This window comes from Methylobacterium dankookense (assembly GCF_902141855.1).
Lineage (GTDB): Bacteria > Pseudomonadota > Alphaproteobacteria > Rhizobiales > Beijerinckiaceae > Methylobacterium > Methylobacterium dankookense.
Map to the genome: position 1 here is coordinate 19,694 of NZ_CABFVH010000042.1, position 23,682 is coordinate 43,375.

Below are 23,682 nucleotides of genomic sequence, written 5' to 3' on the forward strand. Positions count from 1 at the left end.
AGGCGGGGCGAAGGCCCCGCCCCCCTCACGCCGCCTCGGCCTGCGCCGCGCGCTCGCGGGCGAGCTTCACCACGCCGACCTGATCGACCTTGCCGGTGCCGAGCATCGGGATCCTGTCGAGCACCACCACCTCGGCGGGGATCGCGATCTCCGGCGCGCCGCGGCCCTTGGCGAAGCTCTGGTAGGCGGCCCGCGTCGCATCCTTGGCTTCGGTGAACAGGATCAGCCGCTCGCCCTTGCGCGCGTCCGGCACCGCGGCGACCGCGCTCGGGATCTCCGGCCACAGCTCTGCGGCGAGCGCCTCGACGGTGGCGAGCGAGACCATCTCGCCCGCGATCTTGGCGAAGCGCTTGGCGCGGCCCTTGATCGTGACGAAGCCGAGGGGGTCGATCGCCACGATGTCGCCGGTGTCGTGCCAGCCCTCCGGGGGGGCCTCCAGCACACCGGGCTTGTCGGCGCGCAGGTAGCCCAGCATCATGTTGGGGCCGCGCACCGAGAGACGGCCCCCCTCCTCGATGCCGGGCACCGGCTCCAGCCGCCACTCGATGCCGGGCAGGATGCGGCCGACCGTGCCGAAGCGGTTGAACATCGGCGTGTTGAGCGCGACCACCGGCCCGCACTCGGTGACGCCGTAGCCCTCCAGGATGCGCAGGCCGAACTTCTCGGACCAGGTCTGGCGGGTGGAGGCCTTCACCGCCTCGGCACCGGCCACGACGTAGCGCAGGGAGCGCAGGTCGTAGGCGTTGGCGGCCTTGGCGTAGCCGCGCAGGAAGGTGTCGGTGCCGAACAGGACGGTGGCGTTCGAGCCGTAGATCAGCTCCGGCACGATCCGGTAATGCAGCGGCGACGGGTAGAGATAGACCGGCACCCCTGAGACCAGCGGCAGGACGAGGCCCGCCGTCAGCCCGAAGGCGTGGAAGACCGGCAGCACGTTGAAGACCTTGTCGGTCGGCCCGAAATCGATCCGGGCGGCCACCTGCGCGGTGTTGGCCAGCATGTTGCGGTTGGCGAGCACCACGCCCTTCGGCGCGCCCTCGGAGCCGGAGGTGAACAGGATCGCCGCCGGATCGTCGCCGCGGCGGCGCACCAGCGGCGCGCGGGGCGAGAGCAGGCCGCGGATCTTGTCGCCCGTGCCGATCGTGGCGCGCACGTCCTCCAGGTAGACGATCTCGATCTGCCGGCCGACCTCCTCGACCATGGCGCCGAGGCGGCCCTTCTCGATGAAGGCGCGGGAGGTGAGGATCTTCGTCACCTCCGCCGCCTTGCAGGCGGAGAGGATGTTGGCGGCGCCCGCCGAGAAGTTGATCATCGCCGGCACGCGGCCGCTGGAATTGAGCGCGAAGAAGGTCGCGGCGGCCGCGTTCGCGTTCGGCAGCATCACGCCGATCGCCTTGCCCGGCGCGCAGAGCGGCATCAGCTTGCGGGCGAGGATGTTGGCGCCCATCACGAGGCGGCCGTAGGTGAGCGAGCCGGTGACCGGGTCCTCCACCGCGACGCGCCGCCAGCCGTGGCGCTCGCCGGCTTCGCACAGCGCCTGCATGGCGCCGCGGTCGAAGTCGGTGGTGCGGAAGACGAGGTTCGACATGATCCCGTAGAGGGCCGCGCCCGCCGCCTGGCGCCGCGCCTTGCCCTTCAGGGCCGGATCGACCTCGAGCCGCACCGGGGGCAGGATCGTGACGACCACCTTCGGCCACCATTTGCGGCGGACCTGGCTGCGCGAGAGCCGCGAGAACACGGTGCGCTCCAGCCCCTCGATCCGCACCGGCACCACCATCGCGCCGGACTTGTCGGCGATGAGCCCCGCGCCGTCATAGACCTTCATCAGGCTGCCGGTGACGGTGAGCCGGCCCTCGGGGAAGATGATCAGCGTCTCGCCGCTCTTCACGGCGTTGATCAGCGTGCGGGTGGCGAGCGGCCGCGTGGGATCGAGCGGCATCGCCTTGGTGATCCTCAGGAAGGGCTTCACCCACCAGCGCTGCGCGATGCCGTGGTCGATGGCGAAGACCGGCTCGGTGTCGAGGAGCGACAGGGCGAGCGGCGCATCGAGGAAGGAAACGTGGTTGAGCGCGACGATGGCGTTCGGCCCCGCCTTGTCGACGTTCTCGAGGCCCCGCACCTCCAGCCGGTAGAAGGCCCGGAACAGGATCGAGAGCGCGTCGCGGAACGGGCTCGTCGGCAGGGTCGCGAAGATCACGGCGCCGACGACGAGGTTCAGCACGGCCACCAGCGCGAGCAGCGTCGCGATCGAGAGGCCGAGGCCCTGGAGGACGGCGAGCGCCAGGGTGCCGCCCACCATGAAGGCGGCGGTGAGCACGTTGACGGCGCCGATCACCCGGGCGCGCTTGGCCTTGTCGGTCCAGGCCTGCACCGCGGCGAAGGAGGGCACGATGTAGAGGCCGCCGGCCGTCGCGAGGCCCAGGAAGTCGATCGCCGCGCGCAGGCCCTCGGCCGTGCCGAGGAAGCCGAACGCGTCCAGCATCGGGCCGGAGGCCGGGGGCAGGCTCGCCACCGTCCAGGCGAGGTCGAGGCCGAACACGCCCATCAGCACGGCGCCGACCGGGGTCGGCAGCAGCACGATGCGCCCGCTCGCCAGCCAGGAGGCGAGGCCGGAGCCCAGCGCGATGCCCACCGAGAACACGGCGAGCAGCAGCGTGACCACGGTCTCGGAGCCGTTGAAGCGCTCCTTCACCAGGACGGGCAGCAGCGACAGGACCACCGCGCCGACGAGCCAGAACCAGCTCACGATGACCGAGCCGCGCCAGAGCCGGGTATCGGCCCAGATGTCGCGCAGGAGCGCCGCGGTGGAGCGGGCGACGTTGCGGTCGACGTGCAAGTCCGGCGCGCCCTCGCCGGTGGCCGGGATCATCCGGGCCGAGAGCCAGCACAGCACGGCGAAGCCCATGATCAGGGCGCCGAAGGCGAGGCCCGAGCCGCCCATGGCGCTGGCGAGCCCCGCCACGATGGTGCCGAGCAGGATCGCCAGGAAGGTCGCGCCCTCCACGAGCGCGTTGCCGGCGGGCAGCTCCTCGCGCTTCAGGTGGTCGGGCAGGATGCCGTACTTGATCGGGCCGAACAGGGCCGCGATCACCCCGAACAGGCCGAGCGCCACGAACAGCACCGGCACCGAGTGGAGCACGAAGCCGAGCACGGCCGTGGCCGCCGCGAAGATCTCCGCGAACTTGAGCCGGCGCGCCATCAGCGCCTTGTCGTAGCGGTCGGCGAGCTCGCCGCCGAGCCCGGAGAGGATGAAGAACGGCCCGATGAACACAGCGCTCGCCAGCGTGACGAGCACGCCGGCATGGCCGCCGCTCTCCTGCCCGACCTTGAACAGAATCAGGAAGGCGAGGGCGTTCTTCAGGAAATTGTCGTTGAACGCCGAGAAGAACTGGCACCAGAACAGCGGCGCGAAACGCCGCGCGGTCATCAGCGATCGGAACATGGCGGTCTCTCCGGCTGCGCCATGACTGGCCCAGCGCGTATGGTTGCGTCAAATCTCGGGCGGAAGGTCCCAACGCTCCGTTTCACGGAAGCCGGCCTTCCCGCCTGTTTGCACGACGTTCAAATTACGCCGCGCCGGATCCTCCGCAAGCTTGATTTTGCACGCCGTGCAATCTACGCGTCCGCCGGGTGCGGGGGCGCACGGGTTCCGGAGGGAGACGCATGGGAAAGCCGCGGCGGACGCGGGCGGCGGGCCCGCGGGGCGAGCACGACCGGGCAGGCTTCCAGGCCCTGGTGGCGGCGGCCGCGGAGGGCATCGTCCGGGAATCGGGGCTGCGCGGGCTCGGCATGCGCCCGCTCGCCGCGGCCATCGGCTACGCGCCGAACTCGATCTACAACGCGGTCGGCGATCTCGATCAGGTGGTGCTGCGGGTGAACGCGCGCACCATCGCCCGGCTGCACGCGGCCCTCGAAGCGGCCCTCGACCCGGAGGCGCCGCCGCAGGCCAACGCCCTGGCCCTGGCCGAGGCCTATCTCGCCTTCGTGGCCTCGGATCCGGCGGTGTGGAGCCTCGTGCACGAATACGTGCCGGCGCCCGGCACGGCGATTCCCGAGGAGCATCCGCGGGCGCTGGCGGAGGCGACCGGCCTCGTCGGCCGGGTTCTCGCCCCCCTCCTCCCGGATCCGGCCGAGCGCGAGCGGGTGGTGGCGGCCCTCTGGGCCGCGCTCCACGGGCTCGCCGCCCTCTCGACCTCCGGCAAGCTCGCGGCGCTGACGCCGGAGACGCCGCGGGTGCTCGCCCGGATGCTGGTGGGCCGGGTGCTCGGGGCGGGCGCGTCTCATGCCGAAACGCGTTGATCCCGACCCAGGATCGGAATCAACGCCTCCGGCGGACGGCGATTGATACCATTTCTGGCTGATCGCTTCGGCCGGGAGCGCGCGCCCCCCTCTCCCCGCTCGGATCTCGGGCCTGCCCGAGATCCGCACCGGGGAACCGAAGTCGGGCAGGCCCGACTTCGGGCGGGGAGAGGGGATCCGTGGTGGCCGATCCGATGAACCGGAGACCGGATCAGGCCGCGAGCGGCGCCTCGAGGATCTCGTCGGCCGGGCCGAAGAACTCGTAGCGCACGCGCTCGGCCGGCACGCCGCGGCGCAGGAGCCCGTTCACCAGGGCGGTGAGGAAGGGCTTGGGGCCGCAGAGATAATAGGTCGCCGCCGCATGCGGCGTGTGCCGCACCAGCCAGTCCGCGGTGATCAGGCCCGACGCGTCGTAATGCTCGCCCGCGCGATCCTCGGCCACCGGCTCGGCGTAGAAGACCTGCCGGCGCAGGTTCGGATTGGCATCGGTCAGGGCACGGACCCGCTCGCGCAGGGCGTGGACCCGGCCGTTCAGGGCGCCGTGCACGAACCAGACCGGGCGGCCCGGCGCGGTGGCGGCGACCGTCTCCAGCATGCTCACCATCGGGGTGAGCCCGACGCCGCCGCTGACCAGCACCACCGGCGCCTCGCCGTCCCGGTCGAGGACGAAGTCGCCCGCGGGCGGCGCCACCTTCAGCACCGTGCCGGGCGCGACCGTCTCGTGCAGCCAGTTCGAGACGATGCCCGCGGGCTCGCCCGGCCGGCCCTCGCGCTTCACCGTGATGCGGTAGGCGCGGTCGTTCGGCGCGCAGGAGATCGAGTAGTTGCGCTTCAGCACGCCGTGGCCGGGCAGGTCGAACAGGAAGCCGAGATACTGCCCCGGCTCGTGGCGCAGCACCGGCGCACCGTCGACGGGCACCAGAACGAGGGAGCGGATCGTCTCGCTCTCCGCCGTCACGCTCTCCACGCGGAAGTCGCGCCAGCCGTTCCAGCCGCCGGGCTTGGCCGCCTGCTCGCGATAGATCGCCGCCTCGCGCCCGATCAGGATCTCGGCGAGGAACCAATAGGCCTCGCCCCAGGCGGCCGCGATCTCCGGCGTCGCGGCCTCGCCGAGCACGTCGCCGATCGCGCCGAGCAGGGCGTTGGCCACGTGCGGATAGTGCTCGGGCAGGATGTTGAGGGCGACGTGCTTCTGCGCGATGCGCTCGACCGCGCCCGCCAGCACGCCGAGATTGTCGATGTTGCGGGCATAGGCCAGCACAGCCTGGGCCAGGGCCTTCGGCTGCGAGCCGGTCTCGCCGTGATGCGACTGGTTGAAGAGGTCGCGGATCTCCGCGTTCTCGAACAGGCGCTCGTACATCCGTCGCGTGATCGTCAACCCGTGCGCCTCCAGCGCCGGAACGGTGGCCTTGACGAGGGCGATGGTGGCCGGGGCAAGTGGGGTGGGCATCGTCGACTCTCAAAGGTGCATTTGACATAAACCTTTTAGCGGGGCGGTGAAAACGGTGCAAGCGAGGCGTACCTTAAGGAGCATACCGGAGTTGACATGCGCCTGACCCGCTACACCGACTATGCCCTGCGCACGCTGATCTTTGTCGGCCTGAACGAGCCGCGGCAGAGCTCGATCGCCGAGGTCGCGCGCGCCTACGGCATCTCCGAGAATCATCTGACCAAGGTGGTGCACCAGCTCGGGCGGCTCGGGCTCGTCCGCACCATCCGCGGGCGCGGCGGCGGCCTGCGGCTGGCCAAGCCCCCGGCGGAGATCGGCATCGGCGCGGTGGTGCGCCTGACCGAGGAGGACCTCGCCCTCGTCGAGTGCTTCGGCGAGGGTGCCTGCGCCATCACGGCCCCCTGCCGGCTACGGCGGATCCTGGGTGAGGCGCTCTCCGCCTTCCTCGGCATCCTCGACCGCTACACCCTGGCGGACCTGATCGAGGACGGATCCGGGCCCGAGCTCGCGGCCCTGCTCGGCCTCCCCGCCACTGAAGTGAAGCCGCCCGTCACGGCCTGACGGAGGTCCCGCACGGTCTCCGGTTCATCGTATCGGCCACCGCGGATCCCCTCTCCCCGCCCGAAGTCGGGCCTGCCCGACTTCGGTTCCCCGGTGCGGATCTCGGGCAGGCCCGAGATCCGGGCGGGGAGAGGGGGGCGCGTGTGGACCGCCGAAGCGATCACCCGGAAATGGCATCACGGGATCTCGGAGCCTGCTGGAGGGCTCCTTCGAGGACCGCTCGAACAAACCCGCGCGGCGTTCCTACCGCTGCATCGCGTTCAGCATCTCGCGGTGACGGCGGTCCTGGTTGTCGTTGTTGACCACGAGCACCGCCCAGATCGCGGCGGGCAGCCAGCCGATCAGCGTGATCTGGAGAATGAGGCAGAGGATGCCCTGGAAGGGCCGGCCCCGGAGGATGAGGGCGAGCCAGGGCAGAAACACGGCGACGAAGATCATGGTCCAACCTCGTATGGCCGGATCGGCAGCCCCCGATCGGGGGACAAGCTTGGCCGTGTCATTGCGGCCGAGCTGGGGAGAAGCGACACGAGGTTGATCCTCCTTCGATCGATCACAACTTGAAATTGTTTTGTCAGAGGCGATTCCACTTGGATCCGGGCGGCTGGTGCAGGACGGCACGACACGCCGCGGCCCCGCTTAAAGATCGATTCACGCCGGTCTCGTTAGCCTGCGGTTAGCCTCAGTCCTGCGTATCCGAAGTGCCATGCCCCCTTCCGTCGACGCTGCGCCGGACCTGTCCGGGCTCATCGAGTTGTCGCGCGTCGCGCATCTCGACCTGAAGCCGGTGATCCTGCGGGTGCAGACGGATCTGTTCGTGCAGGCGGAGAGCCGCGACCGGGCGGAGCGGGATTCCTTCGAGGCGCTGGCCTGCGGCCTGATCCCGACCGTGGACGACGAGACGGCCCTGATCGTCGCCGAGAAGCTCGGCCCCTTTCCCGGCACCCCGGAGCCCGTCCTCGCCGCCCTCGCCGCCCGCGGCGGCCCGGTGCGCGACGCCGTGGTGGCCGGTGTGCCCCATCTCACCCCGCGCCTGATCGAGGCGGCGCTCGCCGACGGCGCCGACATCGCGGGCGCGATCGCCGCCCGGCCGGGCCTGGAGCGCGCCACCGTCGAGGATCTGGCCCGCCGGGCCGAGCCGGCGATCGACCGGGTGCTCGCGGCCAATACCGGCATCACCCTGCGCGGCCGGGCCGCCGACGACCTCGTCCGCCGCGGCCGCCGGGACCCGGACCTCGCCCACCTGCTGCTCACCCGGCCCGATCTCTCGGCGGCGGAGATGGCGCCGCTCTTCCTCCATGCCGACCCGATCCGCCGCGACGCGATCTGCGAGAGCGTGGAGGCGACCGCGGCCCTGCGGCCCTGCCCGCCCCCGCCGCGCGGGCTCGGGCCCGTCCTCACCGGCCTGTCGGCGGCGCGCGACGTGACGGGCTTCGTCGGCGCGCTCGCCGAGGCGCTGGGCCTGCCCCGCGACTTCCTGACCGCCGCCGCCGATCCCGGCAGCCGCTACGACCTGATTACCCTGTGCCTGCGCGCCGTCGACCTCCACGAGGAGGAGGCGGTCTACGTCTTTCTCACCCTCAACGAGGGCGTGGCCCGCTCGGCCGAGCGGGTGTTCGAGCTGGTGCGCCTGTTCCGCACCACCAGCCGCGCGGCGGCCCGCGACCTCGTCGCGGCGGTGACCGACCAGAGCCTGCGCGACCGCGCCGGCCCCATTGAGGCCTACCAGCCGCACCACGCCCCCGAGGCGGCGAAGCTCCGCGCCGCGGCCGCCGAGCGCCCGGCAGCCCGGCCCGCCCTGCCGACGCGGCTGCGCAAGACGTCCTGAGGTGCCTGCCCGGGCGTTCGCTCCCCGCTCGACCGGGCCCCGGGCCATCGCGTAGGACGCCCGCCCACCGGGTGAGACCGCGTCCGGTTGATCAGCCCGGACGCGGTCTCGGCCAAGCCCGCGCGGCGCTTGAGCGAAGGCGACATCCGCCATCCCGAAGGGATCACCCGGATGTCGTCTGATACCGTGTCCGGTTGATCAGACCGGACGCGGTATCAGCAAGCCCGCGCGGCGCTTGAGCGAAGGCGACATCCGCCATCCCGAAGGGATCACCCGGATGTCGTAGAGACTGCCCCTTGCAGGGACGGGCCGGGCGGCTATCTCCCGGCGCCCATCCCCGTGCCGGACCGTCCATGTCGTCATCCGATCCCGCTGCGGCCGCGCCCGAGACGGCGCGCCTCTCGAACGGCCAGGCCCGGCTCGTGGCGGCGGGCCTCGCCGCGGCCTTGCTCGTGGGCATCGTCGTCGCGGTGGAGGTCTATGGCAGCGGCGACTGGGCGGGCGCCGCCCGCGCGGCCGGCGCGACGCTCTCCGACCGCGCCTTCTGGATCGCCGCCGCCGTCGGCCTGTTCGCGCAGGTGGTCGATGGGGCGCTCGGCATGGCCTACGGCGTCACCTCGACGAGCTTCCTGCTCGCGGCCGGCGTGCCGCCCGCCGCGGCCTCCGCCTCGGTGCACGTGGCCGAGATCTTCACCACCGGCTTCTCGGGCCTGTCGCACTGGCGGCTCGGCAATGTCGACCGCGCCCTGTTCCGGCGCCTGCTGCTGCCCGGCATGGCCGGGGCCGTCGGGGGCGCGTACCTGCTGACGAATGTCGCGGGCGACACGCTCAAGCCCTGGATCACCGCCTACCTGCTGGTCATGGGGCTCTCCATCCTGATCAAGGCGTTCGGCACGGTCCGCCTGCGCCGGAAGCCGCCGACCTATGTCGCGCCGCTGGCGCTCGCCGGCGGCTTCGTGGACGCGGTCGGCGGAGGCGGCTGGGGGCCGGTGGTGACCACCTCCCTCGTCGGCGGTGGCCAGGACCCGCGCACCACCATCGGCTCGGTGAACGCGGCCGAGTTCTTCGTGGCGGTGACGAGCGGCCTCTCCCTGACCCTGCTCGGCGGCCTCACCGCGGTCACGACCATCGCCGGGCTCGTGATCGGGGGCCTCTTCGCCGCGCCGTTCGCCGCGCTGCTGGTGCGTGCCCTGCCGCCCCGCGCCCTCATGATCACGGTCGGCCTGCTGATCGTCGGGCTGAGCGCCTTCAACCTGCTGATGCTGCTGCGCTGACGCGCCCCCGCGAGATCTCGGAGAGCCAGTCCACCACCGCGTCGAGGGCCTGCCGGTTGGTGAGCCCGGATTCGCGCGCAGCCTCGAAGGCGGCGACCTGCGCGTCGGCGCTGGTGCCCTCCGCGACGATGGTGCGGGCATGGGCCACCTCGCGGGCGCAGCCCAGGGCCGCCGCATCCTCGGCGACGAGGTCGAGCAGGTCGTCGAGGGTCCGGGCGTAGGGAAGGGCCTCCTCTCGTGCCTCGTCGATCAGCTCGGCCCCGACGCCGCTGCGCTGGGCCCGCCACAGATTCTCCTCGGCGAGCGCCCGCGAGACGCCGTCGAGCCCGGCATGGAGATCCGGCCGGCGCACGGCGAGCCGCACGAGGCAGCGGAACAGGGCGGCGATGGTGAGCGCATCCTCCAGCCGCGTGCAGGAATCGGCGATGCGCAGCTCCAGCGTCGGGAACTTGATCGAGGGCCGGAGCGACCACCACAGGAAGCTCGGATCCTGGATCGAGCCGGCCCGCGTCATGATGCGGACGTAGCGCTCGTAGGCCTCGAACCCCGCGAACAGCTCCGGCAGGCCGGTGCGTGGCAATTCCCCGAAGGCGCTGAGGCGATAGGCCAGCAACCCCGTCGGCTTGCCCTGCCAGAAGGGCGACGAGGCCGAGAGGGCGAAGAGCAGCGGCTGGAACGGCAGCAGCCGGTTCATCAGGTCGATGCGCGCCGCCGGCTCCGGCACCTCGACATGGACATGCATGCCGCAGATCAGGCTGCGCCGCCCGGCCAGGCCGACATCGCGCAGGATACCGCGGTAGCGGTCGCCCTTGGTCGGCAATTGCCGCGCCCAGTCGGCCACCGGATGCGTGCCGGCCGCGAAGACGAGGAGCTCGTGCTTGGCGGCGAGGTCGGCGAGGGCCGCGCGCTGGCCCGCGAGGCTCTCGTGCGCGGCGGCGAAATCCGTCACCGGCGGCGTGCAGACCTCGACCTGGCATTGCAGCAGCTCGCGCCCCGTCTCGGGCAGGCGCTCGGCCACCTCCACGTGGAACGGCTTGACCGAGCGCCGGGGCGTGCCCCGGGTCTCGGCATCGGCCAGGAAATACTCTTCCTCGATGCCGAAGCGGTAGGACGCTGAACTCATCGAAACCCTCGGGGACGCGTGCGCGCAACGCGCGAGGGATGCGAAAGGTGCCGCCCTACGGCGTGCGCAGCGGCCCGCCCACCAGCCAAGCCGGGTCGAACCAGCGGTCGGCCTCGCCGTCATAGGGCAGGCGCGTCACGTCCCAGTGCTGGATGTAGGGGGCGTAGACGTTCCACACCGCGATGCCGCCGCCGACGAAGATGCGCCGGCCGGGATAGCGCTTGAGCACCTGTTCCGGATCCTCGTGCGAGCGGATCACGTCGATGGTGCGGTCCTTGAAGGCGAATTCGGGGACCGAGGCCACCGTCTTCGGGCCGGCGATCAGCACGTGGCCCATGGTCAGCGCGAAGAAGCGCGTCACGTCCTCGACGAAGAGCGGATCGGTGTTGCCCTCCCAGGGCAGGTGCCCGTTGAGGCCGAGCTGGCCCCGCTGGCCGATGGCGCAGATGCAGCGGACGTCGATCATGGAACGCACCCTGGAACAGGAGGAACGGGCCGGCTCGGCCCGCTCTCCCTTACGCGGGGATGCGGAACTCCTGAACCCGGTCGCTGGGGAAATCGTAGATCTTGCCGGTCTCGTTCCAGTCCGGCGCGGCGAGGCGCACGAGATGGGGCGCGAGATCCTCCGGCGTCCTCAGCGTCAGCGGGTCCTCGCCCGGCATCGCCGCGGCGCGCATGCTGGTGCGCAGGGGCCCCGGATTGAGGAGCATGGCCCGGATCTTCGTGTTGACGGTCTCGGCCGCGTAGGTGCGCACGAGCGCCTCGAGCGCCGCCTTGGAGACGGCGTACGGCCCCCAATAGGCCCGGCACTTCGCCGCCGCACCGGACGAGACGAAGATCGCGCGGCCCGCATCCGACATCTGCAGCAGCGGGTCGAAGGAGCGGATCAGGCGCCAGTTCGCGGTGACGTTGATCGCCATCACCTGGTCCCAGACCTTCGGCGTGACGTGCCCCACCGGCATCAGGTTGCCGAGGATGCCGGCATTGCCCACCACGACGTCGAGGCGCTTCCAGCGCTCGTTGATCGCGGCGCCGAGCCGGTCGATCCCGTCGTAATCGGTGAGGTCGAGGGGGACGAGGGTCGCGCTCGAACCGCGCGCGCGGATCGCGTCGTCGAGCTCCTCCAGCGCCCCTTGCGTGCGCGCCACCGCGATCACGTGCGCGCCGGCCTCCGCCAGCGCGAGCGCCGCGGCGCGGCCGATGCCGCGCGAGGCGCCGGTGACGACGGCCACGCGGCCGTCGAGGCTCTTGCCCACGATGGGATCGGTCATGAAATCAGTCCGCCTCGGCGAGCAGCGCGAAGCGCTTCGGCCCGGCGATGGCCAGATCCGTCAGCCCCGTCGGATAGTCGCCGGTGAAGCAATGGTCGGTGTATTGCGGGCAGGCGCCGTCGCGCGCCTCCTCGCCCATCGCCCGGTAGAGCCCCGGGATCGAGAGGAAGGCGAGCGAGTCGGCGCCGATATACTTGCGCATCCCCTCGAGGTCGTGGGTGGCCGCGAGCAGCTTCTCCTTCTCCGGCGTGTCGATGCCGTAGAAGTCCGGATGCGTGATCGGCGGGCTCGCGATCCGGAAATGCACCTCGCGGGCGCCGGCCTCGCGCATCATGCGCACGATCTTCACCGAGGTGGTGCCGCGCACGAGGCTGTCGTCCACGAGCACGATGCGCTTGCCCTCGATGGCCGCGCGGTTGGCCGAGTGCTTCATGCGCACGCCGAGCTCGCGCACCGACTGGGTCGGCTGGATGAAGGTGCGGCCGACATAGTGGTTGCGGATGATGCCCATCTCGAAGGGCAGGCCGGTCTCCTGCGCGAAGCCGAGGGCCGCCGGCACGCCGGAATCGGGCACCGGCACCACCACGTCGGCCTCGACCGCGGTCTCGCGCGCCAGCTCGTGACCGATGTTCTTGCGCACCGCGTAGACGCTCTTGCCGTTCACCACCGAGTCCGGCCGGGCGAAGTAGATGTACTCGAAGATGCACGGCCGCAGCGGCTTCTTCTCGGCGAAGCGGATCGACTCGATCCCCTCCTCCGAGATCACCACGATCTCGCCGTTCTCGACGTCGCGCACGAACTTGGCGCCGATGATGTCGAGGGCGCAGGTCTCGGAGGCGAGCAGGTAACGGCCGTCCAGCTCGCCGAGCACCAGGGGGCGGATGCCGAGCGGGTCGCGCGCGCCGATCAGCTTCTTGTTCGTCAGCGCCACGATCGCGTAGGCGCCCTGGATCGCCTGGAGCGCGTCGATGAAGCGCTCGATGATGCGGGGTTTGCGCGAGCGCGCGGCGAGGTGGAGGATCACCTCGGTATCCGAGGTCGACTGCGTGATGGCGCCGTCCCGCACGAGGTCGCGGCGGATCGAGAGGGCGTTGGTCAGGTTGCCGTTATGCGCCACCGCGAGGCCGCCGCTGGCGAGCTCCGCGAAGAGCGGCTGCACGTTGCGCAGGATGGTGCCGCCGGTGGTCGAGTAGCGCACGTGGCCGATGGCGGCGCGGCCCTTCAGCCGGGCGATGGTCTCGCCGTCCGAGAAGGAGTCCCCGACGAGGCCGGGGCGGCGCTCGGAATGGAACACCTCGCCGTCGAAGGAGACGATGCCCGCCGCCTCCTGGCCGCGATGCTGCAGGGCGTGGAGCCCGAGCGCGACCACCGCGGCGGCATCCGGATGGCCGAAGATGCCGAAGACGCCGCACTCCTCGCGCAGCGTATCGCCATCGAGGTCGAAATCGGCGGTGGGCGGGACAACGGCGCGGTAGGACATGCTCAAGGTCGATCCCTGGTTGCCGCCGGAATCCGGCGGCGCGCGCCGGATTCCTGGGCCGGGGCCCTTCCGGCCCCTTTCATGGAATCGTTCCACCGGCTCGCGTGAACAGCCGGTTACTTAAGGGTTCTTGCCCGGCCAACCAAGCGCCGGCATGCGCAGATCAGCGTCGCGGCGCCGTCGTGGCTCCGCCGTCGCTGCGGCGCTGGGGCGCATCCTCGGCGGGTGCTTCCACGGGCTCGTTCGGCGGGGTGTCGACCTTCGGCTTCTTGAACTGCTTCAGGAAGCCTTCCGGATTCTCGGGCAGCCGCGCCACCAGCGCGTCGCCGGACTGCTCCAGCATCGGGCGCGAGCGGGCCTGCGAGGCCCAGTCCGGCACCTTGCCCTGCACCAGCCAGGACAGGAACACCCAACCGATCACGCAGATCAGGAAGCCGCGGGCGGCGCCGAACAGGAAGCCGAGCGAGCGGTCGATGGCGCCGATGCGCGAATCGAGCACCACGTCCGAGACCTTCACGGTGATGAGCGAGACGACGATCAGGGTGCCGAGGAAGATCGCCGCGATCGAGGCGACGAGGGCCACGGTGTCGCTGGAGACGTGCTGCTTCACGGTCGGCAGAAGCATCGGGTGGAGCTTCCAGGCGACCGCCGCCGCGGCGACCCAGGCGATGATGGCGAGGACCTCGCGGGTCACGCCGCGCACGGCCGCGAGCAGCGCGGAGATCACCACGATGCCGAGCACGACGAGATCGAGGATGGAGAACGGCATCAGCGGAATCGGGTCGTCCAGGGATCGGCCACGCGAACAGTCGAGTGCGGCTCCCCGGGGCCGCGGCGCCTGTATATCGCGCCGAACCTCGGCCGTCACCCTTGCGCGGGGATTGCGTCCCGCATCGGGACGTGGCGGGCGGGACGGAGGCCGGCCCTGCCCCGTCAGGCGGCGGCGCGCGCCGGCTCGGCCACCTCGATCCGGTTCCGCCCGAGCGCCTTCGCCCGGTAGAGGGCACGGTCGGCGGCCGACAGGAGCAACGGCAGGTCGCCGGGGCCGGAGCGCGATTCGGCCAGCCCGATGCTGACGGTCGCCGGGATGTCGAGGCCGTCGCGCCGCGCCGCCGCCGCGGCGAAGCGCTGCGCGATGCGCTCGCCGACCTGCCGGGCCGATCCTCCGCCCGCGCCGGGCAGGAGCGCGGCGAATTCCTCGCCGCCGAGGCGGACGAGGACGGCGTCGGGCCCGGCCATGTCCCGCGCCACCTCCGCGAACAGCCGGAGCACCGCGTCGCCCGCGGCATGGCCGTGGCGGTCGTTGATCGCCTTGAAGTGGTCGAGGTCGAAGGCGAGGAGCGAGACGGGCCGGTCTGCCGCCTGCGCGACGAGGATGCGCCCGGCATCCTCGAAGAAGCCGTGGCGGTTGGGGAGCCCGGTGAGGTGGTCCGTCCGCGAGGCCGCGAGCAGCCGCCCCTGCGCCTCCTCGCGGACGAGCGCCAGGAACGCCATCGGCATGGCGACCGAGTAGAGCACGGCCTCGAACATCGTGACCTTGGCGAAGACCGGCAGCAACGCCTCCCCGTAGGCCGCGACGAGGACGGGGGCGACGAGCGCCCGGAGCAGGTAGAACAGGCCGTGGCCGGCGGAGACCGCGACGGCGACCGGCCGCGAGCGCAGGCCCCGGACCGTGCGGCTGCGCAGCAGGGTCCAGGCGGTCAGCCCGGAGGCCAGCGCGATCGGCAGCGCGGCGACGTGGTTCCAGAAGGCGGCGGGGAAGTGCGTGCCGGCGATCGCCCAGACGAGGGCGAGGCCCGCGAGCGCCAGGGCCGGGCGGAGGAGGCGCGGCCGCCCGTCGAGCCAGGCCGCGCCCTGCAGGACCAGCAGGTAGCCCGACACCATCAGGAGATTGGTGAGCGCCGCCCCGGTGACGCCGGGGAAGTGCTGGCGGCTCATCGCGACCACGCAGCCCAGCGCGAAGACGAGGCAGGCTCCGGCCCAGAGGCCGAGCTCGCGCGCGCGCCGGGGATGCGCCTGCCGCTCCCACAGCGTCATCGCCGCGGAGAGCAGGAGCGTCCCGATGGTCAGGTACCAGAGGGTCGGAAGATCGATCTGCATCGCTCGCGTCGAGGCCCCAGACCACGAACCCTACAGGAAGCAGGCAACGGTTCCCTTAAATCCGGCATCCACCCGCGCCGGCATCGCCGCCGTGGTTAAGGCTTCCTTGCCGGAGGCCTCGTCAATCCGCCTCCTCGTAGCGCGGCGCGTTGCTGCGCCGTCCCCGCTTCGGCCCGCTCGCGGCGATGCCGGCCACGAGGTCGGCGATGTGGCGGAGCGATTCGGTGGCGAGCGCCCGGTCGGCAGTCTCGCGCCCCTGCGGCATCAGGGCCTTGGCGAAGCCGAGCTTCTGCGCCTCCTTGAGGCGGGCCGCCCCCTGCGCCACCGGCCGGATCGCCCCCGAGAGCCCGATCTCGCCGAAATAGACGGTCTCGGGCGGGAGCGCCGCGCCGGAGAGCGAGGAGACCAGGGCCGCCGCCACCGCGAGGTCGGCCGCGGGCTCGGTGATGCGCAGGCCGCCCGCGACATTCAGATAGACGTCGTGGCCGGAGAGACGGATGCCGCCATGGGCCTCCAGCACCGCCAGCACCATCGAGAGCCGGTTCGGGTCCCAGCCCACCACCGCGCGGCGCGGCATGCCGAGCGCCGAGGGCGCGACCAGCGCCTGGATCTCCACGAGGAGCGGCCGCGTGCCCTCCATGCCGGCGAAGACCGCGGTGCCGGCCGCCTGATGGTCGCGCGCGGCCAGGAACAGGGCGGAGGGATTCGGCACCTCGGCAAGCCCCGCATCCGTCATCTCGAACACGCCGATCTCGTCGGTGGGGCCGAAGCGGTTCTTCACCGCGCGCAGGATGCGGAAATGATGGCCCTGGTCGCCCTCGAAGGAGGCGACCGCGTCGACCATGTGCTCGACGACGCGCGGGCCCGCGATCTGCCCGTCCTTGGTGACGTGGCCGACGAGGATCACCGCCGTGCCCGTGGTCTTGGCGAAGCGGATCAGCGCCTGGGCCGAGGAGCGCACCTGCGTCACCGTGCCCGGGGCCGATTCGACGGTCTCGGTCCACATGGTCTGGATCGAATCGATGATCGCGAGCGCCGGCGGCTTCCCTTGCGACAGGGTCTCGACGATGTCCTCGACATTGGTCTCGGCGGCGAGTTCCACCGGGTGCTTGGCGAGGCCGAGGCGCTCGGCGCGCAGGCGCACCTGCCCCACCGCCTCCTCGCCGGAGATGTAGGCGACGCGCTCCCCCGTCGCGGCCATGGCGGCGGAGGCCTGCATGAGCAGCGTCGACTTGCCGATGCCGGGATCGCCGCCGAGCAGGATCACCGAGCCGCGCACGAAGCCGCCGCCGGTGACGCGGTCGAGCTCGGCGATGCCGGACGGCGTGCGCGGCGCCTGCTTGGCCTCGCCGGTCAGCCCCTCGAGGGGGAAGACGCGGCCGCGCGCCCGCGCCGGCCGGGTCGCGGCGGGCCCCGCCTGGCCCGGGCCGCCCGCGATCTCCTCGACGATCGTGTTCCAGCCGTTGCAGGCCTCGCAGCGCCCGCGCCAGCGGTTGTAGACCGCCCCGCAGGACTGGCAGACGAAGGTCTGTTGGATCTTGGCCATGTGAATCCGCAGGTCGATGAGCCAGCACGGTCGGGCCACCGCGCATCGTTCCCGGTGGGCGGCTCGATTCAGCGGATCGATCCCCTCTCCCCGCCCGAAGTCGGGCCTGCCCGACTTCGGTTCCACAGTGCCGATCTCGGGCAAGCCCGCGATCGGTCGGGGAGAGGGTCGCGACGACCGCGTCGTCGTCGCGACAAGGCGGCAGCCGGGGGTGAGGGGGCGGTTCCGATGGAGTCTCCTCCGGAGTCGCCCCCTCACCGCCACTCCGGCTGCGCCTCCGCTTCCTGCCTGCACGACGAGGTGCAGGCAGGCCTCTCCCCGCGCGCGGGGAGAGGGGGATCCGCTTGATCCGACTCGATCAGCCGAAAAACGATATCACTCTACATAAGCGCGAACATATCGGGAACCCAGCCCGGTCAGGATCTCGTAGCCGATCGTGCCCGCGGCCTGCCCCACCGCGTCCACGTCGAGCGCGTCCCCGATCAGCACGGCCGGGGCACCGCGGCGGGCCTCGGGCGCCTCGGTGACGTCGAGGATGATGAGATCCATGGAGATCTGCCCGAGGATCGCGCAGGCCACGCCGCCGACGAGGGCTTGGCCGCGCCCGCTGGCGGAGCGGGGATAGCCGTCGGCATAGCCGACCGACAGGGTGGCGAGGCGCCGCGGCCCCGGGGCGATCCAGCGGGCGTTGTAGCCGGCGCCCGCGCCCGCCTCGACGTCGCGCACCTGCACGATCTCGGCCTCCAGCCGCACCACCGGCCGCATCGGGTTGGGCGCGCCCGGGCAGGGATTGCCGCCGAACAGGGCGTAGCCCGGGCGCAGCAGGTCGTGATGGGCGCCTCCCCCCAGGAAGATGCCCGAGGAATTGGCGAGCGAGGCCGGGATGCCGGGGAAGGCGGCGCGCAGGCCTGCGAAAGCGGCGATCTGGCGGGCGTTGACCGCCTCCTGCGGCCTCTCCGCGCTGACGAGGTGGCTCATCACGAGGTCGATGCCCGCGGCCTTCAGGCGCGGCTCGCCGGCGAGCGCCAGCGCCTCGGGGACCGAGAGGCCGAGCCGGTTCATGCCGGTATCGACGTGGAGCGCCGACGGCAGCAGCCCCTGCGAGAGCGCCGCCCATTCCTCGATCTCGGCGCGCGAGCCGAGGACGGGGCGGAGGTCCCGCCGGACGAAGGCCGGGCCCGCCCCCGGCGGCAGGCCGTTCAGAACGTAGATCACGGCCTCGGGCAGGACGGCGCGCGCCGCCTCGCCCTCGGCGAGATGGGCGACGAAGATGGTGCGGCAGCCCGCCCGCCACAGAGCGGGCGCGACCGTGGCGAGGCCGCAGCCATAGGCGTTTGCCTTGAGCACGGCGGCGCACGGGATGCCCGGCGCCTCGGCGCCGAGGCGACGCCAGTTCGCGACGATCGCTCCGAGATCGACGGTGAGGCGCGCGCCGTGGCCTGCCGACGCAGCGGTCTCCCGCGATGGAGGCGGCGAGATGCTCAGACCTCGCCACCCTCGGGGGGCCAGACGATCGCGCGTGTCATGATCTCCTCGAACGCATAGGGACAGGCGGACGGGAAGATCGCCTCCGGCAGATGCGTCTCGGACGCGGCTTCGATGCGGGCTCGGCGGTAGGCGCGGGCGACGAGATCGCCACCCTGAGGTCTCAGGCTCGGATTGTCCTCCAGGCCGTCGAGCACGGCGAGGCGTTGGGTGCGGATCGAGGTTGCCCAGCTTCTCGTCCTGCGGGCAGGCTGATGATCCCACTTGAGAAGATCCAGCAAGATCACCTGCAAGGCGCTCGTCAGAGCGTGACGCTCGCTGCGGGCCAAGGCCTCGATCTCATCGGCCAGATGCGCGGCATCGAGACGCGACCAGCGCCCGGCGCGTAGATGATCCGCCTGCTCGAATGCCCATGCCGACACATCCGCATCGTACCGCGTGTCGTCGGCTGCAATCCGCCTCGGAGCCGCCACGGCGCCTCTCCACTCTCCGCTCGATCGAACCATAGCACATCGTGTCGGTATCCGGTCACTCCGGTCCGATCCGCTTCTGCGACGAACCCAGTGCAGCATTCGGCCCGGTCGCGCTCACATATGCTCGGGCAGGCGGTCGGTCTGGGCGAGGTTCGAGAAGCGCGTGATGTTGGCGTCGAACTGCAGCTCCACCGTGCCGGTGGGGCCGTGGCGCTGCTTGCCGATGATGACCTCGGCCTTGCCGTGCACGCGCTGCATCTCCGCCTCCCAGGCGAAGAACTCCTCGGTGCCCTCGCGCGGCTTCTTGTTGCCGACGTAGTACTCCTCGCGGAACACGAACATCACCACGTCGGCGTCCTGCTCGATCGAGCCCGATTCGCGCAGGTCCGAGAGCTGCGGGCGCTTGTCGTCGCGGTTCTCGACCTGACGGGAGAGCTGCGAGAGCGCGATGATCGGCACGGCGAGCTCCTTGGCGAGCGCCTTCATGCCGGTGGTGATCTCGGTCATCTCCTGCACGCGGTTGTCGCCCTTCTTGGAGGAGCCGGAGAGGAGCTGCAGGTAGTCGACGATGAGGAGGTCGAGGCCCTTCTGGCGCTTGAGGCGCCGCGCCCGGGCGGCGAGCTGGGCGATCGAGATGCCGCCGGTCTGGTCGATGTAGAACGGGATCGTCTGCATGTCCCGGGCGGCGTCGGTGATCTTGTAGAAGTCCTCCGGCCGGATGTCGCCGCGGCGGATCTTGTAGGAGGGCACGCCGGACTGCTCGGCGATGATGCGGGTGGCGAGCTGCTCGGCCGACATTTCGAGGGAGAAGAAGCCGACGATGCCGCCGTTGACGGTCTTCGTGCTGCCGTCCGGCGCCTTCTCGCCCTGGTAGGCCTTGGCGATGTTGAAGGCGATGTTGGTGACGAGCGAGGTCTTGCCCATGGCGGGCCGGCCCGCGAGGATGATCAGGTCGGAGGGCTGCAGGCCGCCCATCTTGGAGTCGAGGTCGGTCAGCCCCGTGGCGATGCCGGAGAGCTTGCCGTCGCGCTGGTAGGCCTTGGCCGCCATGTCGATGGCCGTGGTCAGCGCCTCCGAGAACTTCTGGAAGCCGCCGTCGTACCGGCCCGCCTCCGCCAGCTCGTAGAGCCGGCGCTCGGTCGATTCGATCTGGTCGCGCGGCGAGAGCTCGACGGGCGCCTCGTAGGCGCCGTTGACGAGGTCCTCGCCGATGGTGATCAGCCGGCGCCGGATGGCGAGGTCGTAGATGGTGCGGCCGTACTCGCCCGCATTGATGACCGTGGTGGCGTCGGCGGCCAGCCGCGCGAGGTACTGGAACACCGTCTGGCCGCCGAAATCGGCATCGCCCAGATAGGTCTTCATGGTGATGGGCGTGGCGAGCTTGCCCGCCTTGATCAGCGACACCGCGACCTGGAAGATCTGCTGGTGCGCATCCTCCATGAAGTGCTCGGCGAGCAGGAAGTCGGAGACGCGGTAATAGGCGTCGTTGTTGACGAGGATGGCGCCGAGCAGCGCCTGCTCCGCATCGATGTTGTGCGGCTGGACGCGGTACTCCGCCTGCACCGCTTCGAGCTTGGCCGTCAGGGCATTGGGCAGGGCCATCGGCTCGCTCCGATCAGGCGGGCCCATGCGGGCCGCGCGGTTTGAGGCGTTATCCGCCGACCATGGCACCGGCATGGTTGACCGATGCTTAGCCGCGGCCCCCGGGACCCGAACGCCAAAAAAACGCCCGCCGCTCGGGGAAGCGACGGGCATTCATGCTGGAACAAATTAAGAACCTGTCAACCCTCGCGGGCAACGGTCCCCGTTCTCCACCGGCCGGGACGGGATCGCTGTGGATTGCCCCTGGCGCCGACGTCTCGTGTCGCGGCTCCCGCCCGGAGGGCGCAAGCGCGACCGCGCGTCGGCGCCCATGCGCCGGGACGCGAGGGCGCTTGCGCCCTCGCACCACGGAGAAGACTCAGCCGCGGTCGTCGGCGCCCTCGCCGGCCTCGGCCAGCGCCTGGCCGACCTCGAGACCCAGGTCGTCGAGGTTGAAGGTCTCGCGCTCGGTCACGGTCTCGCCGCGGGCCTGGCGCTCGGCCTCCTCGGGGCTGCGGGCGACGTTGACGGTGACCGACACCTCGACCTCGGGGTGCAGCACCACCGGGACGGTGTGCAGGCCGAGCGTCTTGATCGGCTGGTTCAGCACGAACTGGCCGCGCTCGACCGTGAAGCCCTCCTTGGTCACCACCTCGGCGAGGTCACGGGTGGAGACCGAGCCGTAGAGCACGCCGGTCTCGCCCGACTGGCGGATCAGCACGAAGCTCTGGCCGTTGAGCTTCTCGGCGACGGCCTCGGCGTCCTTCTTGCGCTCGAGGTTGCGCACCTCGAGCTGGGCGCGCTGCGTCTCGAAGTGCTTCTTGTTGGCCTCGGTGGCGCGCAGCGCCTTGCCGCGGGCGAGGAGGAAGTTGCGGGCGAAGCCCGGGCGGACCTTCACGGTCTCGCCCATCTGGCCGAGCTTGGCCACGCGCTCGAGGAGGATCACTTCCATGGGTCTAGTCCTTGTCTTGCGTTGTCGAGGATCTCAGGTCGCGGTGCCGCCCCGGGGGCGGCGGCGGTTGAGGGCGGTATCGGCGAGGCCGAACAGGGTCAGCGCGACGAGGGCGATGCCCTGGGTCACGAAGAGGATGAGGTAGAGGCCGAACAGCAGCGCCCCGCGCCCCGGCCGGCCGCGGCTGCGGTCGTGGAAGGCGGCGAGCCCCTGGAGGGCGAAGACGGCGCAGAGCGAGCCGATCAGCGCCGTGCCGAGCACGCCGACATAGCCCGGCGCGAAGCTGAGGATCACGGCGCCCGCGAGGAGGCCGAGCACCTGCCGCGGCATGGCGGTCGCCGGGATGTCCGGCCAGGGCCGCAGCAGCCGGCCCGAGGCGCGCACGATCCGGGCCGAGGCCCAGAGATAGAAGACGAGGAGCAGCGCGAGGCCGGTCGCGGCGATCCCCGGGATCAGCCGGGCCATCGCGTCGGCGAGCTCGGCCTGAAGCTCGGCCGGGCCGGGCGCCCGCTCGCCGGAGCCGCCCGTGCCGGCACCGGGCTTGGCCTCGTCGGTCTTGCTCGTGTCGGGCTTGGACGTGTCGGCCTGGGCCGCGGGCTCGCGCATCTGCATCCGGACCATGGTGCCGGCGAGCTCGCGCATCTGCGCCTCGTAGGTCGCGTGATTCGGCGAGGACAGGAGCGCGATGACGACGACGGCCATGCCGGCGGTGCCGCCGACCCAGGCGAGCAGGCGCCCGGTCGGGTACCATTCCATCGCCCCCGATTCGGTCGGACGGCCGAGCTGCGCGAGATAGGCGAGCCACCAGGCGGGCAGCGCGAGATAGGCGGCAAAGCCGAGGCCCAGCGGCGCCGAGACCGCGAGCGCCAGGGCGAGGCTGCCCGTCACCGCCGCGACGAGGGCGGCGCGATGGCTCCAGCCGAGGCCGACGATCAGGATCGGGAGGGGGGAGACGAGGTTCAGCACGAAGGCGAGCAGCGTCCCCTTGAGGAGAACGCCGAACAGGAGGGCCGAGACGAGGCCCGCGCCGATGCCGATTCCGAGATACTGGGTCATGGGTTCCGCTGTCCCGCCGATCCGCGTCGCGGCCGGGGTTAGAGGCGCTCTGCGCCCCAACGATGACGGCCCGGGGGGACCGCCGAGGAAGCTCTCCTCCCCTTGCGGGGAGGAGTTGGAGGTGGGGATGGTGCAGGATCGAGCGTCGCGGTGCCGCCTGCGCCACCCCCATCCCGGCCCCTCCCCGCAAGGGGGAGGGAGAAGGCTTACTTGATGACGTAGGGCAGCAGGCCCAGGAAGCGGGAGCGCTTGATCGCCTGGGCGAGCTCGCGCTGCTTCTTGGCCGAGACCGCGGTGATGCGGCTCGGCACGATCTTGCCGCGCTCCGAGACGTAGCGGGACAGGAGCTTCACGTCCTTGTAGTCGATCTTCGGCGCATTGGCGCCGGAGAACGGGCAGGTCTTGCGACGACGGAAGAAGGGACGACGGCCGCCGCCACCACCAGCACCGAAAGCCATGGCTCAGTTCTCCCCGAAGTTGCGCTCGGACCGGTCGCCCCGGTCGCCACGATCGCCGCGGTCGCGGTCACCACGGTCGCGGTCGCCGCCGAAGCCGCCACCGAAGCCCTCGTCGTCACGGCGACGGCCGCGCTCGCGATCCTTGCGGTCGTCGCGGTCGCGCTTCTGCATCATCGCGGACGGCTCCTGCTCCAGCTCCTCGACGCGGATCGTCATGAAGCGCAGCACATCCTCGGAGATCTGCATCTGACGCTCCATCTCGGCGAGGGCCGCCGGCGGGGCATCGATGTTGAGGAGCGTGAAGTGGGCCTTGCGGTTCTTCTTGATACGGTAGGCGAGGGACTTGACGCCCCACATCTCGATCTTCTCGAGCCTGCCGCCGTTCTGCTCGATGACGCCCTTGTAGGCGTCGATCATCGTTTCGACTTGCTGGGACGTCACGTCCTGGCGCGCCAGGAACACGTGCTCGTAGAGAGGCATTTCGGGCCTTTCATCGTGGATGAGGCCCAGATTGCGTGACGATGCGCGCTGGCCGGGCCGGTTCGTTCACGTCTGCCCGGCGCCAAGCCCTTCGAGCCGTGATGATGGCCCGAGCGGTTGATCGAAGGCGGAGACACGGGACGACGGATCGGGAAGACCCTGTGCCGCGGACGGCACCGTCCGTTCAGCCCCCGGCCGGAGCGAACGTGAGGGCCGGCGCATAGTCGGTTTTCTCTCCCCTGGCAAGAGGCCTGCCGGATTCCAGGCCGCG

21 protein-coding genes are annotated in these 23,682 nt (G+C 71.3%); 4 read left to right on the forward strand and 17 right to left on the reverse strand.

The window, feature by feature from the left end:
• Positions 1-25 precede the first annotated feature (25 nt).
• Positions 26-3,439, reverse strand: coding sequence for an acyl-[ACP]--phospholipid O-acyltransferase (locus MTDSW087_RS23110; protein ID WP_144767225.1), 3,414 nt, complete (start codon positions 3,437-3,439; stop codon positions 26-28).
• Between the two features lie 221 nt (positions 3,440-3,660).
• On the opposite strand from MTDSW087_RS23110, the gene MTDSW087_RS23115 reads away from it, so the two are divergent.
• Positions 3,661-4,296: a TetR/AcrR family transcriptional regulator gene (locus tag MTDSW087_RS23115; RefSeq protein ID WP_144767226.1), complete on the forward strand. Its 636-nt coding sequence runs from the start codon at positions 3,661-3,663 to the stop codon at positions 4,294-4,296.
• A 211-nt stretch (positions 4,297-4,507) separates the two neighbouring features.
• Here MTDSW087_RS23115 and hmpA read toward each other — a convergent pair whose 3' ends face one another.
• Positions 4,508-5,746: an NO-inducible flavohemoprotein gene (gene hmpA / locus MTDSW087_RS23120; protein ID WP_144767227.1), complete on the reverse strand. Its 1,239-nt coding sequence runs from the start codon at positions 5,744-5,746 to the stop codon at positions 4,508-4,510.
• A gap of 96 nt (positions 5,747-5,842) precedes the next feature.
• Here hmpA and MTDSW087_RS23125 point away from each other — a divergent pair, with 96 nt between their 5' ends.
• Complete coding sequence (locus MTDSW087_RS23125) at positions 5,843-6,307, forward strand: Rrf2 family transcriptional regulator (RefSeq protein WP_144767228.1); 465 nt, start codon at positions 5,843-5,845, stop codon at positions 6,305-6,307.
• Positions 6,308-6,550: 243 nt separating this feature from the next.
• Here MTDSW087_RS23125 and MTDSW087_RS23130 read toward each other — a convergent pair whose 3' ends face one another.
• On the reverse strand, positions 6,551-6,745 hold the full coding sequence (locus MTDSW087_RS23130; protein WP_144767229.1) for a YqaE/Pmp3 family membrane protein: 195 nt from the start codon (positions 6,743-6,745) through the stop codon (positions 6,551-6,553).
• Between the two features lie 265 nt (positions 6,746-7,010).
• Here MTDSW087_RS23130 and MTDSW087_RS23135 point away from each other — a divergent pair, with 265 nt between their 5' ends.
• Both MTDSW087_RS23135 and MTDSW087_RS23140 read left to right on the forward strand, forming a co-directional pair.
• The gene (locus MTDSW087_RS23135; RefSeq protein ID WP_144767230.1) at positions 7,011-8,132 is read left to right on the forward strand and encodes a DUF2336 domain-containing protein; all 1,122 of its coding nucleotides are present in this window, start codon (positions 7,011-7,013) and stop codon (positions 8,130-8,132) included.
• 353 nt (positions 8,133-8,485) lie between these two features.
• Positions 8,486-9,406 (forward strand): sulfite exporter TauE/SafE family protein, encoded by a 921-nt coding sequence (locus MTDSW087_RS23140; protein WP_144767231.1) that lies wholly within the window; start codon positions 8,486-8,488, stop codon positions 9,404-9,406.
• Here the strand turns inward: MTDSW087_RS23140 and MTDSW087_RS23145 are convergent.
• The 14 genes from MTDSW087_RS23145 to rpsF form a co-directional block, all read right to left on the reverse strand.
• A complete protein-coding gene (locus MTDSW087_RS23145) occupies positions 9,381-10,529 on the reverse strand; it encodes a carboxylate-amine ligase (RefSeq protein WP_144767232.1) in 1,149 nt (382 codons plus the stop codon). The genes MTDSW087_RS23140 and MTDSW087_RS23145 overlap by 26 nt on opposite strands.
• A 55-nt stretch (positions 10,530-10,584) precedes the next feature.
• Positions 10,585-10,995: a dihydrofolate reductase gene (locus tag MTDSW087_RS23150; RefSeq protein ID WP_142582982.1), complete on the reverse strand. Its 411-nt coding sequence runs from the start codon at positions 10,993-10,995 to the stop codon at positions 10,585-10,587.
• 49 nt (positions 10,996-11,044) lie between these two features.
• Entirely contained in the window at positions 11,045-11,800 is a 756-nt protein-coding gene (locus MTDSW087_RS23155) for an SDR family NAD(P)-dependent oxidoreductase (RefSeq protein ID WP_186383968.1), read from the reverse strand.
• A gap of 4 nt (positions 11,801-11,804) precedes the next feature.
• Positions 11,805-13,280, reverse strand: coding sequence for an amidophosphoribosyltransferase (gene purF, locus MTDSW087_RS23160; protein WP_144767233.1), 1,476 nt, complete (start codon positions 13,278-13,280; stop codon positions 11,805-11,807).
• Between the two features lie 163 nt (positions 13,281-13,443).
• Positions 13,444-14,049 carry a CvpA family protein gene (locus MTDSW087_RS23165; protein ID WP_144767234.1) on the reverse strand — a complete coding sequence of 202 codons (606 nt, stop codon included), beginning with the start codon at positions 14,047-14,049 and terminating at the stop codon, positions 13,444-13,446.
• A 164-nt stretch (positions 14,050-14,213) separates the two neighbouring features.
• Positions 14,214-15,380, reverse strand: coding sequence for a GGDEF domain-containing protein (locus MTDSW087_RS23170; protein WP_144767235.1), 1,167 nt, complete (start codon positions 15,378-15,380; stop codon positions 14,214-14,216).
• Between the two features lie 121 nt (positions 15,381-15,501).
• Positions 15,502-16,926, reverse strand: a complete 1,425-nt coding sequence (gene radA / locus MTDSW087_RS23175; RefSeq protein WP_144767236.1) for a DNA repair protein RadA — start codon at positions 16,924-16,926, stop codon at positions 15,502-15,504.
• Between the two features lie 375 nt (positions 16,927-17,301).
• Positions 17,302-18,405: an alanine racemase gene (gene alr, locus MTDSW087_RS23185; protein WP_144767248.1), complete on the reverse strand. Its 1,104-nt coding sequence runs from the start codon at positions 18,403-18,405 to the stop codon at positions 17,302-17,304.
• Between the two features lie 2 nt (positions 18,406-18,407).
• A complete protein-coding gene (locus MTDSW087_RS23190; protein ID WP_186383969.1) occupies positions 18,408-18,884 on the reverse strand; it encodes a DUF29 domain-containing protein in 477 nt (158 codons plus the stop codon).
• A gap of 114 nt (positions 18,885-18,998) precedes the next feature.
• Positions 18,999-20,486: a replicative DNA helicase gene (locus MTDSW087_RS23195; protein WP_144767238.1), complete on the reverse strand. Its 1,488-nt coding sequence runs from the start codon at positions 20,484-20,486 to the stop codon at positions 18,999-19,001.
• A gap of 358 nt (positions 20,487-20,844) precedes the next feature.
• The gene (gene rplI, locus MTDSW087_RS23200) at positions 20,845-21,417 is read right to left on the reverse strand and encodes a 50S ribosomal protein L9 (protein WP_144767239.1); all 573 of its coding nucleotides are present in this window, start codon (positions 21,415-21,417) and stop codon (positions 20,845-20,847) included.
• A gap of 33 nt (positions 21,418-21,450) precedes the next feature.
• Positions 21,451-22,473, reverse strand: coding sequence for a DUF2232 domain-containing protein (locus tag MTDSW087_RS23205; protein WP_144767240.1), 1,023 nt, complete (start codon positions 22,471-22,473; stop codon positions 21,451-21,453).
• 206 nt (positions 22,474-22,679) lie between these two features.
• Positions 22,680-22,931 (reverse strand): 30S ribosomal protein S18, encoded by a 252-nt coding sequence (gene rpsR / locus MTDSW087_RS23210; protein ID WP_066921788.1) that lies wholly within the window; start codon positions 22,929-22,931, stop codon positions 22,680-22,682.
• A gap of 3 nt (positions 22,932-22,934) precedes the next feature.
• Positions 22,935-23,411: a 30S ribosomal protein S6 gene (gene rpsF / locus MTDSW087_RS23215; RefSeq protein ID WP_144767241.1), complete on the reverse strand. Its 477-nt coding sequence runs from the start codon at positions 23,409-23,411 to the stop codon at positions 22,935-22,937.
• Positions 23,412-23,682: the final 271 nt, after the last annotated feature.